Here is a 14,490-nt window from a genome sequence, read left to right as displayed (position 1 = left end):
AAGCCAGAGCGCTGAAGAGCCAGCGAAGCCAGAGAACCCAGAGAACCCAGAGAACGAGGAGACGAGGAGACACGTGAGCGGCAAGGGTGCACCGGAGCTGTCCGTCCGGAACGTCGGGGACCTCAGAGTCGCCGTCATCGCGGCGCAGTGGCACGAGAAGGTGATGGACGGACTGGTGGACGGCGCCCTGCGCGCCCTGCACGAGCTGGGGATCGACGAGCCGACCCTGCTCAGGGTCCCGGGCAGCTTCGAGCTGCCGGTGGTCGCCAAGACGCTGGCGGGGCGCGGCTACGACGCGATCGTCGCGCTCGGCGTCGTGATCCGCGGCGGCACCCCGCACTTCGAGTACGTCTGCCAGGGCGTCGCGCAGGGCCTGACGCAGGTGTCCGTGGAGACCGGTGTGCCCGTCGGCTTCGGCGTGCTCACCTGCGACACCGAGGAGCAGGCCCTGGACCGGGCCGGCCTGGAGGGCTCCCGCGAGGACAAGGGCCACGAGGCGGTCACCGCCGCGGTCGCCACCGCCGCCACGCTCCGCTCGGTGTCCGAGCCCTGGCGCTGAGGCGCCGCCCGGAGCGCGTAGGGTGAGCACCACCATGTCCAAGAAGACGTTCGAGCAGCTCTTCACCGAGCTCCAGCACAAGGCCGCCCACGGCGACCCCACCACCTCCCGCACCGCCGAGCTGGTGGGCAAGGGGGTGCACGCCATCGGCAAGAAGGTCGTCGAAGAGGCCGCCGAGGTCTGGATGGCGGCCGAGCACGAGGGCAAAGAGGCCGCCGCCGAGGAGATCTCCCAACTCCTGTACCACGTACAGGTGATGATGGTCGCCCGCGGCATCTCCCTGGACGACGTCTACGCCCACCTCTGACCGCGCCCGCGCCCCTTGCGCGGGCCGCACCCGCGGCGCGTCTTCCCGCCCGAGCACGCCCGAGCACTCCCCACCGACCGAGCAAAGGAAGCCGACCCCATGCTGCGCATCGCCGTCCCCAACAAGGGTTCACTCTCCGGCCCTGCGGCGGACATGCTGCATGAGGCCGGCTACCAGCAGCGCCGGGAGTCCAAGGAACTGCGCATCGTCGACCCGGTGAACGAGGTCGAGTTCTTCTACCTCCGCCCCCGCGACATCGCGATCTACGTCTCCTCCGGCCGCCTCGACATCGGCATCACCGGGCGCGACCTGCTGATCGACTCCGGCGCCAACGCCGAGGAGATCCTGCCGCTGGGCTTCGCCCGCTCCACCTTCCGCTTCGCCGCCAAGCCGGACACCGCGGGCGGCCTCGCGGACCTGAACGGCAGCACGGTCGCCACCTCCTACGAGGGCATCGTCGCCAAGCACCTCGCCGACCACGGCATCGACGCCTCCGTCGTCCACCTCGACGGCGCCGTGGAGACCGCCATCGAGCTGGGCGTCGCCGAGGTCATCGCCGACGTCGTCCAGACCGGCACCTCGCTGCGCAACGCCGGCCTCGAGATCATCGGTGAGCCGATCATGCGGTCCGAGGCGGTCGTGATCCGCCGCACCGGCGCGGACGCCGGGGAACCCAAGGTGCAGCAGTTCCTGCGCCGCCTCCAGGGCGTCCTGGTCGCCCGGACGTACGTGATGATGGACTACGACTGCCGGGTCGAGCAGTTGGAGAATGCCGTCGCGCTGACCCCGGGCCTGGAGTCCCCGACCGTCTCCCCGCTGCACAACGAGGGATGGGTCGCCGTGCGCGCCATGGTCCCGGCCAAGGAGGCGCAGCGGATCATGGACGACCTGTACGCCATCGGCGCCCGCGCCATCCTGACCACGGCGATCCACGCCTGCCGCCTCTGAGCGGCCCGGACCAGACGCCAGGCGCCGAAGAGGGACGGAAGAAGCCCGCTGTCATGACTGCCATGCCCGACACGCCCGCGCTCCCGGTCACCTTCCGGCCCGGCCTCACCCGGGCGGTCCTGCTCACGGCCGGGGCCGCGCTGTTCGCGGTGATCACGGCCGTGGCCGTGCTCCTGGAGCAGTTCACCCCCGGCGAACGGGTGAGCTTCATCGTCATGGCCGCGCTCCTGGGCGGCGTGCTCGTCCTCCTCGCCCGGCCCAAGGTCGTCGCGGACGAGCAGGGCGTCACCGTGGTGAACATCACCAGCCGGCGCCGTCTGGAGTGGCCGGAGATCCTCCAGGTCACGCTGCGCACCGGCGACCCGTGGGTGTTCCTCGACCTCAGCGACGGCACCAGCCTGCCCGCGCTGGGCATCCAGCCCGGCATCGCCAGGCGGCGCGCCCTGGCCGACGCCCGCGCCCTGCGCGCCCTGGTCGAGGCCCGGTCCGTGCGGGACGTCGAGGGATGACCCGGTAGACGCCCGGGGCTGAGCGCAGAGGGGAACACACGCCCCAGTCCCTCAGAGGGACCTCCGCCCTGACACACAGGGCCGTGTCTTGTTTAACCTGTCAGTGGTGGCGTTCTTCGCTGCGCCGCCGCCCCTGGGCCCGACCGGCGCCGGGGGCTCCTGCTACCCGAGGAGTGACTCCCTCCGGCGATGGACGGATCGTCCTGCAGTACCTGCGCCGCCCCCTGCCCACCTAGCGCGGACCCCGCAACCGAGGTCCGCGCGCACGTGCAGGCGGCGGCATCATGACCATGCCCCTGCTGCTCCTCGCAGCGGCCTTCCTGCTGATCCTCGCCAACGGCTTCTTCGTCGCGGCGGAGTTCGGCCTGGTGACGGTCGAGCGCGCGGAAGCCGAGAAGGCGGCCGCCGACGGCGACAGACGGGCCGGCACGGTCGTCGCGTCGCTCGGCGAGCTGTCCTTCCAGCTCTCCGGCACCCAGCTCGGCATCACCATCACCTCCCTGGTCGTCGGCATGCTCGCCGAACCCGCGCTGGCCGAGCTGCTGCACGCGCCCTTCACCGCGATCGGCGTCCCCGGCGGCGCCGTGTCCGGGGTCGCCGTGGTCGTCGGCATGCTGCTCGCCTCCGCGCTCCAGATGGTGGTCGGCGAGCTGGTGCCCAAGAACTGGGCGGTCTCCCGGCCGCTTCAGGTCGCGCGGTTCGTGGCCGGCCCGCAGCACCTGTTCTCCCGCCTGTTCCGCCCGGTGATCGCCGCGCTCAACACGGTCGCCAACCGGCTCGTGCGCGCGCTCGGCGTCGAGCCGGCCGAGGAACTGGCCTCCGCCCGCACCCCCGGCGAACTGGTCTCCCTGGCCCGCCACTCGGCCCAGGCCGGCGCCCTGGAGCAGGGCACCGCCGACCTGTTCGTGCGCACTCTGTCCCTGGGCGATCTGACCGCGCAGCACGTGATGACCCCGCGCGTGAGGGTCAGCGCGCTCCAGTCCTCGGCCACCGCCGAGGACGTGGTCAACCTCACCCGCGCCACCGGCCTGTCCCGCTTCCCCGTCTACCACGAGAAGATCGACGAGGTCGTGGGCATGGTCCACCTGAAGGACGCCCTCGCCGTCCCGGTCTCCGAACGGTTGCGCACCCCCGTCGGCCGGATCGCCCGCCCGGCGCTGCTGGTCCCCGAGACGTTGCCGGTGCAGCCGCTGCTGGCGCAGTTGCGCAGCGAGCAGCCCATCGCCGTCGTCGTCGACGAGTACGGCGGCACCGCGGGGGTCGTCACCCTGGAGGACATCGTCGAGGAACTGGTCGGCGAGGTCCGCGACGAGCACGACGCCAAGGACGTGCCCGAGCTGGCCCCGGCGCCGCCGGAGGACGGCCGGCCCGCCTGGGACGTCGACGGCGGCTGCCGGGTCGACCTGCTCTTGCGCATCGGCCTGGAGGCCCCCGAGGGCCCTTACGAGACCGTCGCCGGACTGGTCGCCGGCCTGCTCGGCCGGATCCCGGCCCCAGGCGACCGGGCGGAGCTGCCCGGCTGGCGGCTGTCTGTGCGCCAGGTCGGCCACTACCGCGCCGAGCGGGTCCGCCTGGTGCGCACCGCACCCGCCGCCGACGCCGTCCCCAGTGCCGTGGAGACCGTCCGATGAGCGTCCTGCAACTGTTCTTCGCCGTGCTGCTCGTGCTCGCCAACGGCTTCTTCGTCGGCGCCGAGTTCGCGCTGGTCTCGGTCCGCCGCAGCCAGATCGAGCCGCTGGGCACCGCCCGCGCCCGCCAGGTGCTGCACGGCCTGGAGCGGCTGCCGCAGATGATGGCCGCCGCCCAGTTCGGCATCACCGTCTGCTCGCTGACCCTCGGCGCCGTCGCCGAGCCGACGGTGGCGCACCTGCTGGAGCCGGTGTTCGCCTGGATGCGCCTGCCCGACGGCATGGTGCATCCGCTGGGCTACGTCATCGCGCTCGCGGCCGTGGTCTTCCTACACCTGGTCATCGGCGAGATGGTGCCGAAGAACCTGGCGATGGCCGCGCCGGAGAAGGCCGCGCTGTGGCTCGGCCCCGGCCTGGTCGCCTTCGCCCGGCTGTGCCGCCCGGTCACCGTGGCCCTCGGCGCCTGCGCCCAAGGCATCCTGCGGCTCTTCCGCGTCGAGCTGAGGGACGAGGTGGAGGCCGCCTTCACCAGCGAGCAGCTCAACCGCCTGGTCGAGGACTCCGGTCAGGCGGGCCTGCTGGACCCGGAGGAGCAGGAGCGGCTGGGGGACGCGCTGGAGCTGGGCTCCCGCTCGGTGCTGGACGTGCTGCTCGGCCGGGAGGCGCTGGTGACCGTCGGCCCGTCCGTCACGCCGGGCCGGATCGTCGAGCTGACCGCCCGGACCGGGTACTCCCGGTTCCCGATCGCGGCGGAGAACGGCGCCTTCATGGGGTACCTGCACGTCAAGGACGTCCTCGACCTGGAGGACTCCGACCGCGCCGTGCCGCAGCGGATCTGGCGGCCGATCACGACGCTCCGGTCCGAACTGCCGCTGGACGACGCGCTGACGGTGATGCGGCGGGCGGCCACCCACCTGGCCCAGGTCGCGGACGCCTCCGGCAAGGTGCTGGGCGTGGTGGCCCTGGAGGACGTCCTGGAGCGGCTGGTGGGCGAGGTCCGCGATCCCGCCCACCGGGTGGCGACCGAGGTCCGGCTGACCGGACCGCAGGGCGCAGCGGAACCGAAGGAGGTCCTGGCCACCTGAGCCGCCGTGCCCCGGCGGGACACCCCGCCCCTTGGGCCGCGGGCCCTGGTGGGACACCCGACCCTTGGGCCGCGGGCCCCGGGGGGACACCCGGCCCCCGGGCTGCGGGCTCCGGTGGGGGACCTGGCCCCCGGGCTGCGGGCTCCGGTGGGACACCCGGCCCCCGCGCCGCGGGCCCCGGTGGGAACCCGGCCCCCGGCCCCCGGCCCGCGGGCCCCGGTGAGACACCCCGCCCCCGGGCCGCAGGCCCTGGTAGGACACCCGCCCCCGGGCCGCAGGCTCCGGTGGGACACCCGCCCCCAGGCCGCGGGCTCCGGTGAGACACCCGCCCCCGGGCCGCGGGCTCCGTCGTCACGGCGCCGACGGATCCTGCGGCCCGCGCCCCGACAGCACCTCGCCGTACGCCTGCATCAGATCGGGCAGCCGCAGGGTCGCCAGGTCGTCCCGGGACAGCGCGCCCGGGTAGCCCGACAGCCGCAGATCGCGGTAGGCGCAGCTCTTCTCGTACAGGGTGCGCAGGAACCGCCCGTTGCCCAGCTCGTCGATCCACCCCTGGTCGACCACGTGCCCGGCGATCGAGCGCAGCTCGTCCAGCGCCTCGCCGTCCCACCGGTCGCCGTTCTCCGCGGCGAGCACCGCGCCGATGTCGGTGAGTTCCGCGGGCCGGTAGGAGGGGAAGTCCACCCGCGTGGTGAACCGGGACGACAGCCCCGGGTTGGCGGCCAGCAGCCGGTCCATCCCCTCGGGATAGCCGGCGAGGATCACCACGAGGTGGTCGCGGTTGTCCTCGGCCCGCTTCAGCAGCACCTGAAGCGCCTCGTCGCCGTACGCGTCGCCCTTGCCGTACCCGGAGTTGGACAGCGCGTAGGCCTCGTCGACGAAGAGGACCCCGCCGATCGCGGAGTCGATCAGCTCGTTGGCCTTCACGGCGGTCTGGCCCAGGTACTCGCCGACCAGGTCGGCCCGCTGCGCCTCCACCAGATGGTCGCCGCCGAGCAGCCCGAGGGCGTAGAAGACGCGGCCGAGGATGCGGGCGACCGTGGTCTTGCCGGTGCCCGAGGGGCCGGAGAAGACGAAGTGACGCTTCGGCGGCTGCACCGGCAGCCCCTGCCCGGCCCGCAGCCGGGCCATGTTGAGCTGCGCCGACAGGGCCTTCACCTGGCGTTTCACCGGCTCCAGACCCACCATGCGCTCGAGTTCGGCAAGCGCCTCCTCCAGTAACGCGGCGTCGGTGGGCCCGCTGGGCAGCGGCTCCGCGGTCGCCGCCGCGCGCTGGCGCGCCGCCGGGTCGGCCGCCGAGGGCAGCAGCCCGGAGACCGACGGATCCGGGTCGCCGAGCCGCAGGTCACGGCCCTCGGCGCCGAAGAACGGGTCCATGGCGTCCGGGCCGTCCGCGCTGTCCTGGCCGACCCCGGTCAGGGCGATCGCCGCGAGGTCGGCTGCCTCGGTCCCGTCGGCCGCGTCCTCCCAGCCCTCGCCCTCGGCGATGGCCGCGAGCCGCGCCGAGGTGTCCATGAAGGCCGGATCCACCCGGTGCACCGCCCGATACAGGGGCAGCGCGGCGGCGCTGCGCCCGGTGCCCTCGTGGGCCCGCGCCAGCCAGTACCTCAGTTCCTTGCGCTGCGGCTGCTCGCTGCGGCAGCGCATCAGCGCCCGGGACAGCAGCGGCTCGGCCTGCCCGTACATCTCCATCCGGACCCGGGCCATGCCGCCGAACAGACCGGCCTCTATGCCGAGCATCGGGTCGTCGACCAGCGGGTCGGTGTGCCGTACGAGCTGTTCCCAGTCCTTGACCAGGTAGGCGCGGCAGGCGTGCAGGAACCGGACCTGGCCGTCGGCGTGCACGGGCGCAAGACCGGCCAGCGCCCGGTCCAGCTCGGGCACGTGCCGTCCGTCGAGCCAGTGCGAGGCGTGCGCGAGCAGCAGATCGCGCGGGCTCTCCAGCACGGGCTGCACCCACCAGCCCAGCCAGTACCAGGAGTTGAGCGCGCGGCGGTGCCGGGCGCGCTGCTCGCCGAAGCGGTCGCGGTGCCGGAACATCCTCAGCAGCGCCGTCGTCGTGTCGACCCGCAGGGCGTGCAGGCCCAGCCAGCCGTCGGCCATGGCGGGGTCCATCCGGACCGCGGCCCGGAACTCCTCCTCCGCCTGCGGATAGGCCCCCATGGTGTAGGCGTCCACGCCGCGCAGCCAGGCGAGGCCCGCCGGGGCTTCGGGGCCTTGTGCGTCGAAGTCCATCACGTCCCCCACAAACCGTGCCCCCGTCAGTCCGCCAACGGGCGTCCGCCCGATGGCCCCCTGTGATCGAACCGCTGTGCCGCGGAGCGCGGTCGCAGGTGCGCTGAGCAGCCGTTCGAAGGTCGCACCGAGGGCATCGTACCCGGGGGGCCGCCGCCCGCCGAAGGGTCTGTCAGGGGGCGCTCGCCGGGAGGGGGGCGGGGGAGAGGGGGGACGGCGGCGCGAGGGGCGCGGAAGGGGGCGCGTCGCGTTCAGTGACCGAGAGTGAGCGAATCGCGTGGAGAAGCGCCCGAAAACGTGGTGCGGGCAGAACGAAGCCCCCGATCACGGGGGAACGACCGGGGGCTTCGCGACTGCGGGCGGTCTCTCGATGACCGCGCATTCAGAACGTAAGACCTGTATGGCCGCCGGGTCAAGCAGAGTCGGGGTACTCGGCTCACTTCTCCCGCGGGCGCCTTCACACGTTCACCACATCGCTGTGGGGTCGTCACGGTAGGTGAGGTTCCGGTCAGGTCCCACCGCCCCGGCGGGCCCCGCCAGCACCTCGTATCCCCGCTCCGACTGCCGTACCAGAAGGTCCGCGAAGGGACGGGACGGGTCCTCGGCGAAGTGCCTCCGCTCCGCCGCGACCCACGCGGACCAGAACTCCCGCTGCTCCTCGCCGTCCCGGGCCCGCCCCCTGGCCCAGGCCTCCTCGCGGGGCAGCTCCATCCACAACAGGCGGGCCAGATGGGGGCGCAGCGCCTGGCGGCCCGCTCCCACGCCCTCGACGAGGATCACCGGCGCCGGCGGCAGCGCGCGGGCGGGACCGAAGCGCCGGGCGCGCCAGTCGTAGCGGGAGCAGTGCGCCGTCGCGCCCCGGGCCAGCGGCTCGATCACCTCGGCGAGCAGCCGCGCGTCCCAGCCGAACAGCTCGTCGTGGCTGGCCACGTCGTCCAGGTGCAGCACGGGGGCGCCGCCCAGCGCCGCGGCGAGGCGCCCGGCGAACGTGGACTTCCCCGAGCCCGCGTGCCCGTCGACGCCGACCAGCCGGACCGGGCCGCAGGACGGCGGCAGGTCGCGCAGACCGGCGGCGAGGCGGTGCATGACGGTTCCCCTGTGCGTGTGCCGATGTGCGTGTGCCGACGTGCGGGTGCGGAAGAGCCAGCCTGTCTCGGCGCCATTCTAAGGCGGCCCACGCCGCCGACGCGGCGGCCGTCCGGGGTTCTGGAAAGAGCGCTTCATCGGACGTCCCGTCAACTCGGTCATGGCCGAACGGAAACCGTGCGGGGACGTCCTGAAAACCGCGTTCCGGTTCTGCTCTTCGATGCGATCCCGCAGGTCATGCCAATGGCAGAGACCAATGTTGCTGGGCGCGGCGCACCCCCGAGTGCTGGCAGGACCACGGTTCCCCCGGCCATAGTGGGCGGATCAGATCGCCGTGCACGGACCCGACTCGGACACCTGGGGGTCTCCCGCCCATGAGCATCGCCCGACAGCCGTCCCGCAGATCCGTCCTGGCCGCCGCGGCCACCGCCGTCGCGGCGGGCGCCGTCATGGGGGCCGCCGTCACGCCCGCGGCCGCCGCGGCGCAGCAGCCCGACGGCACGCCTCATACGCCCCCCGCGCCCCGTACGCCCCCCACGCCCGACTGGCGCCGCTCGCCTCGCGAGGTCGACTACCGCGGCTGGACCTCGTGCGCCGACTGGCTCACCGGCGCCTTCCAGGGCGCCCGGGTGGCCGGGGGCGCCCGCCCCGGCGTCGTGATCGCGCGGCCCGTCGGCGTCACCGACTACACCGACCCCCACACCGGCGCCACCGCCGCCTGGGAGTACGCCACCTGGACCGGCCCGCTCCACCGCCTGGCCGTCCCCGCCACCGAGGCGGTCGCCTCCTGGAACGCCGACACCCCGTCCGGCACCTGGCTCCAGGCAGAGCTGCGCGGCGCCTACTCCGACGGCACGCAGACCCCCTGGTACGTCATGGGCCGCTGGGCGGCGGGCGACGAGGACGTCAAGCGGACCTCCGTGGACGGCCAGAGCGACGGCAGGAGCAGCATCTCGACGGACACCTTCGCCGTCGACGCCCCGGCCTCGGGGCTGCGCCTCGCCGCCTACCAGCTCCGCCTCACCCTGTACCGCAGGCCCGGCACGCGCCTCACCCCGACCGTCTGGCGGATCGGCGCCATGGCCTCCGACGTGCCCGACCGCTTCACCGTCCCCGCCTCCACCCCCTCCGGTCCCGGCGGCGAACTGGCCGTTCCGCGCTACTCGCAGGACATCCACGACGGCCAGTACCCGCAGTACGACAACGGCGGCGAGGCGTGGTGCAGCCCCACCTCCTCGCAGATGGTCGTCGGGTACTGGGGCGGCCGGCTCACCCCCGCGCAACTGTCCTGGGTCGACCCCTCCTACGCGGACCCCCAGGTCGACTACGCGGCCCGGTACACGTACGACTACCAGTACACCGGCTGCGGCAACTGGCCGTTCAACGCGGCCTACGCGGCGACCTTCCCGGGACTCCAGGGCGTGGTGACCCGCCTGGGCTCGCTCACCGACGCGGAGACGCTGATCGCCGCCGGCATCCCGGTCATCACCTCCCAGTCCTTCCTCAAGACCGAGCTGACCGGCGCCGGCTACGGCACCTCCGGCCATCTGATGGCGGTCATCGGCTTCACCGCCGAGGGAGACGTGATCGCCAACGACCCGGCCTCGCCGAGCGACGAGGCGGTGCGGCGCGTGTACCGGCGCCGGGAGTTCGAGAACATCTGGCTGCGCACCAAGCGCTACGACGCGAACGGCCAGGTCAGAAGCGGTACGGGCGGCGTCTGTTACCTCTACTTCCCGGTCGGCCTGACACCGGCTCAGCACCGTGCGCTCGCCGAGGTCGGCGTGAGCTGACCCCGGGTCCGTCGCATGCCGGCCGGACACCTTCCGGCGTCGGTCGGCGCCGTCCTGAGCGAGGTGTCCGCAGAGGTCCACCGTCCCGTCACACTGATCGTCCCGGCGCCCCGCCCGACGAGCGACTTCCTCGGCGGGGCGCAGAAAGCCTCATGTTCTCCAGACGCGTACTTCGTGCGCCTCTGCCTGTCGACGTACGTGAGGGATCCCTTCGTGCGTGATCACGGGGCTCGGTGAAGACACCGCCCGGTGACTCCTTCCGCAGGTCGCCCCTGCTTCCGCGCCCCAGCCGCATGCCGACGGGCGCGGCATACCGCGGAATGCCGTGAGATCTCCCCGCCCCCTGGAGGTGGATCTCTCCTCCCCTGGAGTGGGATCTCTCCTCGCCCGAGATCGACTTCCGACGCGGCCCAGGCCGGTCCGGCGGCCGCGGGTCGGGCTGACCAGGCTCGGGGCAAGGAAGATTTTTTCAACTTGCAGCAAGGAATATGCAATGCAGTGTCGAGATATTGCGCTGGAGCGTCCGAGTCAATACGGTCCCCCTTGCGCCGACACCGCCGCACCTCCTCCCACCGGCATCCGTTCCTCCCGTTCCTCCGGCGGTGCCGACGATCCGATCCGGCTCTCCCCCAACCCCGAGGATCTCCCGAGGAGTTCATGGTGTTTCAGTCGTTGAGAGGTCTCAGACGGTGGCTCGCCCTGACGGCGAGCGCCTCGACGTTGTTCGCCGCGGGAGCGCTCGCGCTGGCCCCGCCCTCGGTCGCGGCGGCGACCGCGGCGACCGGCGGCAGAGGCGCCAACCTGCCCTACGTCGAGGTACAGGCGGAGAACTCCGCCACCAACGGCACAGTGATCGGCCCGAGTTACACCCAGGGGCAGCTCGCCGACGAGGCGTCCTACCGCAAGGCCGTGACCCTCCAGGGCAGCGGCCAGTACGTCACCTTCACCACCCCGGTCGCGACCAACTCGATCGACTTCCGGTACAGCATCCCGGACACCTCGGGCGGCTCGGTCTACACCGCCCCGCTGTCGCTGTACGTGAACGGCGTCAAGCAGAGCGACTTCACGCTGACCAACGCCTATAGCTGGTACTACGGCGACTACCCGTTCACCAACTCGCCCGGCAGCAACCCGCACCACTTCTACGACGAGGCGCACCGCCTCTTCCCGACCACCTATCCGGCGGGCACCAGCTTCCAGTTGAAGGTCGACGCGAGCGCCACGGCCTCCTCGTACACGATCGACTTCGCGGACTTCGAGCAGGTCGGAGCGGCCCTCACCCAGCCTTCCGGCTCGGTCTCCGTCGTCGCGCAGGGCGCGGACGCGAGCGGGGTGAAGGACTCGACCGACGCCTTCAACTCCGCGATCAGGGCAGCCGGTTCGGGCGGCACGGTCTGGATCCCGCCGGGCGCCTTCAAGATCCCGGGTCATATCGCGGTCAACAACGTGACCGTGGCCGGAGCCGGCATGTGGTACTCGACGGTCACCGGCGCCGCCCCTGGCTTCTACGGCAACTCGGCGCCGTCTCCGAGCGTCAACGTCCACCTCCAGAACTTCGCCATCTTCGGTGACGTGCAGGAACGGAACGACGACGCCCAGGTCAACGGCCTCGGCGGCGCGATGAGCAACTCGTCCGCGTCGAACCTGTGGATCGAGCACGACAAGGTCGGCGCCTGGATGGACGGCCCGATGGACAAGCTGACGTTCAGCGGCCTGCGCATCCGCGACACCACCGCCGACGGCGTCAACTTCCACGGCGGCGTCACCAACTCCACGGTCACCAACAGCGACGTCCGCAACACCGGTGACGACGGCATCGCCACCTGGGCCCATTCCGCGATCGGCGCCGACGCGTTCGACACCATCTCGAACAACACGGTGCAGTTGCAGATCCTCGCCAACGCGATCGCCGTCTACGGCGGCCACGACAACACCGTCAGCGGCAACCTGGTCAAGGACACCGGCCTCGCCCAGGGCGGGGGCATCCACGTCGGCCAGCGCTTCACGTCCACCCCGGTGGGCACCACCACCATCTCCGACAACACCTTCGTCCGGGCCGGCAGCCTCGACCCCAACTGGAAGTTCGGCGTCGGCGCGCTGTGGTTCGACGGCAGCCAGGGCGCCATCACCGGACCGATCAACGTGACGAACGCGCTGATCCAGCAGAGCCCCTACGAGGCCGTGCAGTGGGTCGAGGGCACCGTCAGCGGCGTCAGCCTGAACAACGTCACCATCCAGGGCACCGGCACCTTCGCCCTCCAGGAGCAGACCGGCGGCGCCGCCAGCTTCACCGACGTCACCGCGACGGGCGTCGGCGCCTCCAGCCCCGTCTATAGCTGCGAGGGCGACAACTTCAAGGTCACCGACGGCGGTGGCAACTCCGGCATCAGCGGCACTCCGCTGTGCGGCCCCTGGCCCGCGCCGAACTACCCGCCCTACCCCGCCGAGGGCGTCAGCGCCTCCCCGGGCGCCCTGGACTTCGGCGCGGTGGCCACCGGCGCGACCAGCGCCCCGCAGACCGTGACCGTCTCCAACCCCACCGGTTCGGCGGCCGCCGTCACGTCCATCGCGGCGAGCGGCGACTTCGCCCAGAGCAACACCTGCGGTTCGTCCATCGCCGCGCACGGCTCGTGCACGGTGAGCGTCACCTTCAAGCCGACCGCGACCGGCTCGCGCACCGGCGCCCTGACCGTGAACGCCGGCGGCGTCACCAACACCACCGCCCTGTCGGGCACCGGCACCGCGCCGGGCCCGATCGTCTCGGCCTCCCCGGGCAGCCTCACGTTCGGCGCGACCGCGGTCGGCGCGACCGCGACCGCGCAGACCGTCACCCTCAGCAACTCCGGCACCAGCGCGGCCACCGTCTCCTCGGTCACGACGAGCGGTGACTTCACCCAGACCGACAACTGCACCTCCCTCCCGGTCGGCGGCTCGTGCGCGGTCACCGTCTCCTTCAAGCCCAGCGCCGGGGGCGCGCGCACCGGCACGCTCACCGTCAGCAGCAACGCCAACAACAGCCCCACCAAGGTGTCCCTCAGCGGTACCGGTGTGGACAGCTCCACCAACATCGCGGCCGGCCAGAGCGCGTCCGCCAGCTCCAGCAACAGCCCCTACGTCCCCGGCGACCTGACCGACTCCGACGCCTCCAGCTACTGGGAGAGCGCGTCCTCCTTCCCGCAGTGGGCGCAGGTCGATCTCGGCAAGTCCTGGAGCGTCGGCAAGGTCGTCCTCAAGCTGCCGCCGTCCGCCGCCTGGGCCGCCCGCTCGCAGACCCTGTCGATCCAGGGCTCGACGGACGGCTCCACCTTCACCACGCTCAAGGCGTCCGCCGCCTACACCTTCGACCCGTCGTCCGGCAACACCGTCACCCTCGCCTTCCCCGCGGCCAACGCCCGGTACGTCCGGGTCAACATCACGGCCAACACCGGCTGGAACGCGGGACAGCTCTCCGAACTCCAGGTCTTCCCCAGCGGCGCCGCGTCGGGGGCGGCCAGCCTCGACGCCTCGCCCAGCTCCCTGACCTTCGCGAGCCAGGCGCCGGGCACCGCCAGCGCCGCACAGACCGTGAAGGTCACCAACTCCGGCAACGCGTCCGCGGCGATCTCCTCCGTGGCCGTCAGCGGCGACTTCGCCCAGACCGACACCTGCGGCGCCTCGCTCGCCTCCGGCGCCTCCTGCGACGTCAGCGTCACCTTCAAGCCGACCGCGTCCGGTACCCGTACCGGCGCCCTCACCGTCACCAGCGACGCCGCCGGCAGTCCGCTGACCGTGGCCCTGTCCGGCACGGGGGCGGGCTCCACGGGCGCCGACCTCGCGGCGGGCCGCCCGACCTCCGAATCGAGCCACGCCGACGTCTACCCGTCCTCCCACGTCACCGACGGCAGCCAGAGCACCTACTGGGAGAGCGCCAACAACGCCTTCCCGCAGTGGGTGCAGGTCGACCTCGGCGCCACGAAGAGCGCGAGCCGCGTCGTCCTCCAGCTTCCCGCGGGCTGGGAGGCCCGCACCCAGACGCTGTCGCTGACCGGCAGCACCGACGGCTCGGCCTTCACGACCGTCAAGCCGTCCGCCGCCTACACCTTCAACCCGTCTGCCGCCAACACCGTCACCCTCACGTTCGGCGCGACCAGCCAGCGCTACTTCCGGCTGAACTTCACGGCGAACACCGGCTGGCCCGCCGGCCAGCTCTCGGAGTTCCAGGTCTGGGACTCCTGACGTGACCGCCGCCCCTGGTCCGGCGCCGCACCGACGCGCCGGACCAGGGGCCGTGCCGTCGGACGCCCCCGCGCGGCCCCCGGGCGAGCGCGGGGGCGGCCCTCCGCCGGGGCGCGCACGGGCGA

At 72.7% G+C, this 14,490-nt stretch carries 10 protein-coding genes; 8 read left to right on the top strand and 2 right to left on the bottom strand.

Features of this window, described 5'->3' with window-relative positions; all coding sequences use genetic code 11:
- Window positions 1–73: 73 nt before the first annotated feature.
- The 6 genes from ribH (at window position 74) to ABZ861_RS28155 (ending at window position 5,036) form a co-directional block, all read left to right on the top strand.
- Window positions 74–559, top strand: a complete 486-nt coding sequence (ribH, locus tag ABZ861_RS28180) for a 6,7-dimethyl-8-ribityllumazine synthase (protein WP_361635708.1) — start codon at window positions 74–76, stop codon at window positions 557–559.
- A gap of 34 nt (window positions 560–593) precedes the next feature.
- Window positions 594–866 (top strand): phosphoribosyl-ATP diphosphatase, encoded by a 273-nt coding sequence (locus ABZ861_RS28175; protein WP_361635774.1) that lies wholly within the window; start codon window positions 594–596, stop codon window positions 864–866.
- A gap of 99 nt (window positions 867–965) precedes the next feature.
- Window positions 966–1,814, top strand: a complete 849-nt coding sequence (gene hisG, locus ABZ861_RS28170; protein ID WP_361635705.1) for an ATP phosphoribosyltransferase — start codon at window positions 966–968, stop codon at window positions 1,812–1,814.
- 62 nt (window positions 1,815–1,876) lie between these two features.
- Window positions 1,877–2,323: a PH domain-containing protein gene (locus ABZ861_RS28165; protein WP_361635771.1), complete on the top strand. Its 447-nt coding sequence runs from the start codon at window positions 1,877–1,879 to the stop codon at window positions 2,321–2,323.
- A gap of 284 nt (window positions 2,324–2,607) precedes the next feature.
- Entirely contained in the window at window positions 2,608–3,954 is a 1,347-nt protein-coding gene (locus tag ABZ861_RS28160) for a hemolysin family protein (protein WP_361635702.1), read from the top strand.
- Window positions 3,951–5,036: a hemolysin family protein gene (locus tag ABZ861_RS28155; protein WP_361635699.1), complete on the top strand. Its 1,086-nt coding sequence runs from the start codon at window positions 3,951–3,953 to the stop codon at window positions 5,034–5,036. Before ABZ861_RS28160 ends, ABZ861_RS28155 begins: the two co-directional genes overlap by 4 nt.
- Window positions 5,037–5,387: 351 nt before the next feature.
- Here ABZ861_RS28155 and ABZ861_RS28150 read toward each other — a convergent pair whose 3' ends face one another.
- Together ABZ861_RS28150 and ABZ861_RS28145 are read right to left on the bottom strand one after the other, a co-directional pair.
- Window positions 5,388–7,271 (bottom strand): AAA family ATPase, encoded by a 1,884-nt coding sequence (locus ABZ861_RS28150; protein WP_361635696.1) that lies wholly within the window; start codon window positions 7,269–7,271, stop codon window positions 5,388–5,390.
- A gap of 465 nt (window positions 7,272–7,736) precedes the next feature.
- The gene (locus ABZ861_RS28145; protein WP_361635693.1) at window positions 7,737–8,357 is read right to left on the bottom strand and encodes a hypothetical protein; all 621 of its coding nucleotides are present in this window, start codon (window positions 8,355–8,357) and stop codon (window positions 7,737–7,739) included.
- 374 nt (window positions 8,358–8,731) lie between these two features.
- Here ABZ861_RS28145 and ABZ861_RS28140 point away from each other — a divergent pair, with 374 nt between their 5' ends.
- Together ABZ861_RS28140 and ABZ861_RS28135 are read left to right on the top strand one after the other, a co-directional pair.
- The gene (locus tag ABZ861_RS28140) at window positions 8,732–10,150 is read left to right on the top strand and encodes a peptidase C39 family protein (protein WP_361635690.1); all 1,419 of its coding nucleotides are present in this window, start codon (window positions 8,732–8,734) and stop codon (window positions 10,148–10,150) included.
- A gap of 657 nt (window positions 10,151–10,807) precedes the next feature.
- Window positions 10,808–14,365: a choice-of-anchor D domain-containing protein gene (locus tag ABZ861_RS28135; RefSeq protein ID WP_361635687.1), complete on the top strand. Its 3,558-nt coding sequence runs from the start codon at window positions 10,808–10,810 to the stop codon at window positions 14,363–14,365.
- Window positions 14,366–14,490 lie beyond the last annotated feature (125 nt).

The sequence above is a fragment of the Streptomyces sp. NPDC046985 genome (assembly GCF_040644415.1).
In the GTDB taxonomy this organism is placed as follows: Bacteria; Actinomycetota; Actinomycetes; order Streptomycetales; family Streptomycetaceae; genus Streptomyces.
This window is presented reverse-complemented; position numbering and strand designations above follow the sequence as displayed.

Bases quoted from the DNA above. Each gene is read 5' to 3' on its own strand.
- ABZ861_RS28175 (WP_361635774.1), top strand. From the start codon at position 594: ATGTCCAAGAAGACGTTCGAGCAGCTCTTCACCGAGCTCCAGCACAAG.
- ABZ861_RS28160 (WP_361635702.1), top strand. From the start codon at position 2,608: ATGACCATGCCCCTGCTGCTCCTCGCAGCGGCCTTCCTGCTGATCCTC.
- ABZ861_RS28135 (WP_361635687.1), top strand. From the start codon at position 10,808: ATGGTGTTTCAGTCGTTGAGAGGTCTCAGACGGTGGCTCGCCCTGACG.
- ABZ861_RS28165 (WP_361635771.1), top strand. From the start codon at position 1,877: ATGCCCGACACGCCCGCGCTCCCGGTCACCTTCCGGCCCGGCCTCACC.
- ABZ861_RS28140 (WP_361635690.1), top strand. From the start codon at position 8,732: ATGAGCATCGCCCGACAGCCGTCCCGCAGATCCGTCCTGGCCGCCGCG.
- hisG (WP_361635705.1), top strand. From the start codon at position 966: ATGCTGCGCATCGCCGTCCCCAACAAGGGTTCACTCTCCGGCCCTGCG.
- ABZ861_RS28155 (WP_361635699.1), top strand. From the start codon at position 3,951: ATGAGCGTCCTGCAACTGTTCTTCGCCGTGCTGCTCGTGCTCGCCAAC.
- ABZ861_RS28145 (WP_361635693.1), bottom strand. From the start codon at position 8,357: ATGCACCGCCTCGCCGCCGGTCTGCGCGACCTGCCGCCGTCCTGCGGC.
- ABZ861_RS28150 (WP_361635696.1), bottom strand. From the start codon at position 7,271: ATGGACTTCGACGCACAAGGCCCCGAAGCCCCGGCGGGCCTCGCCTGG.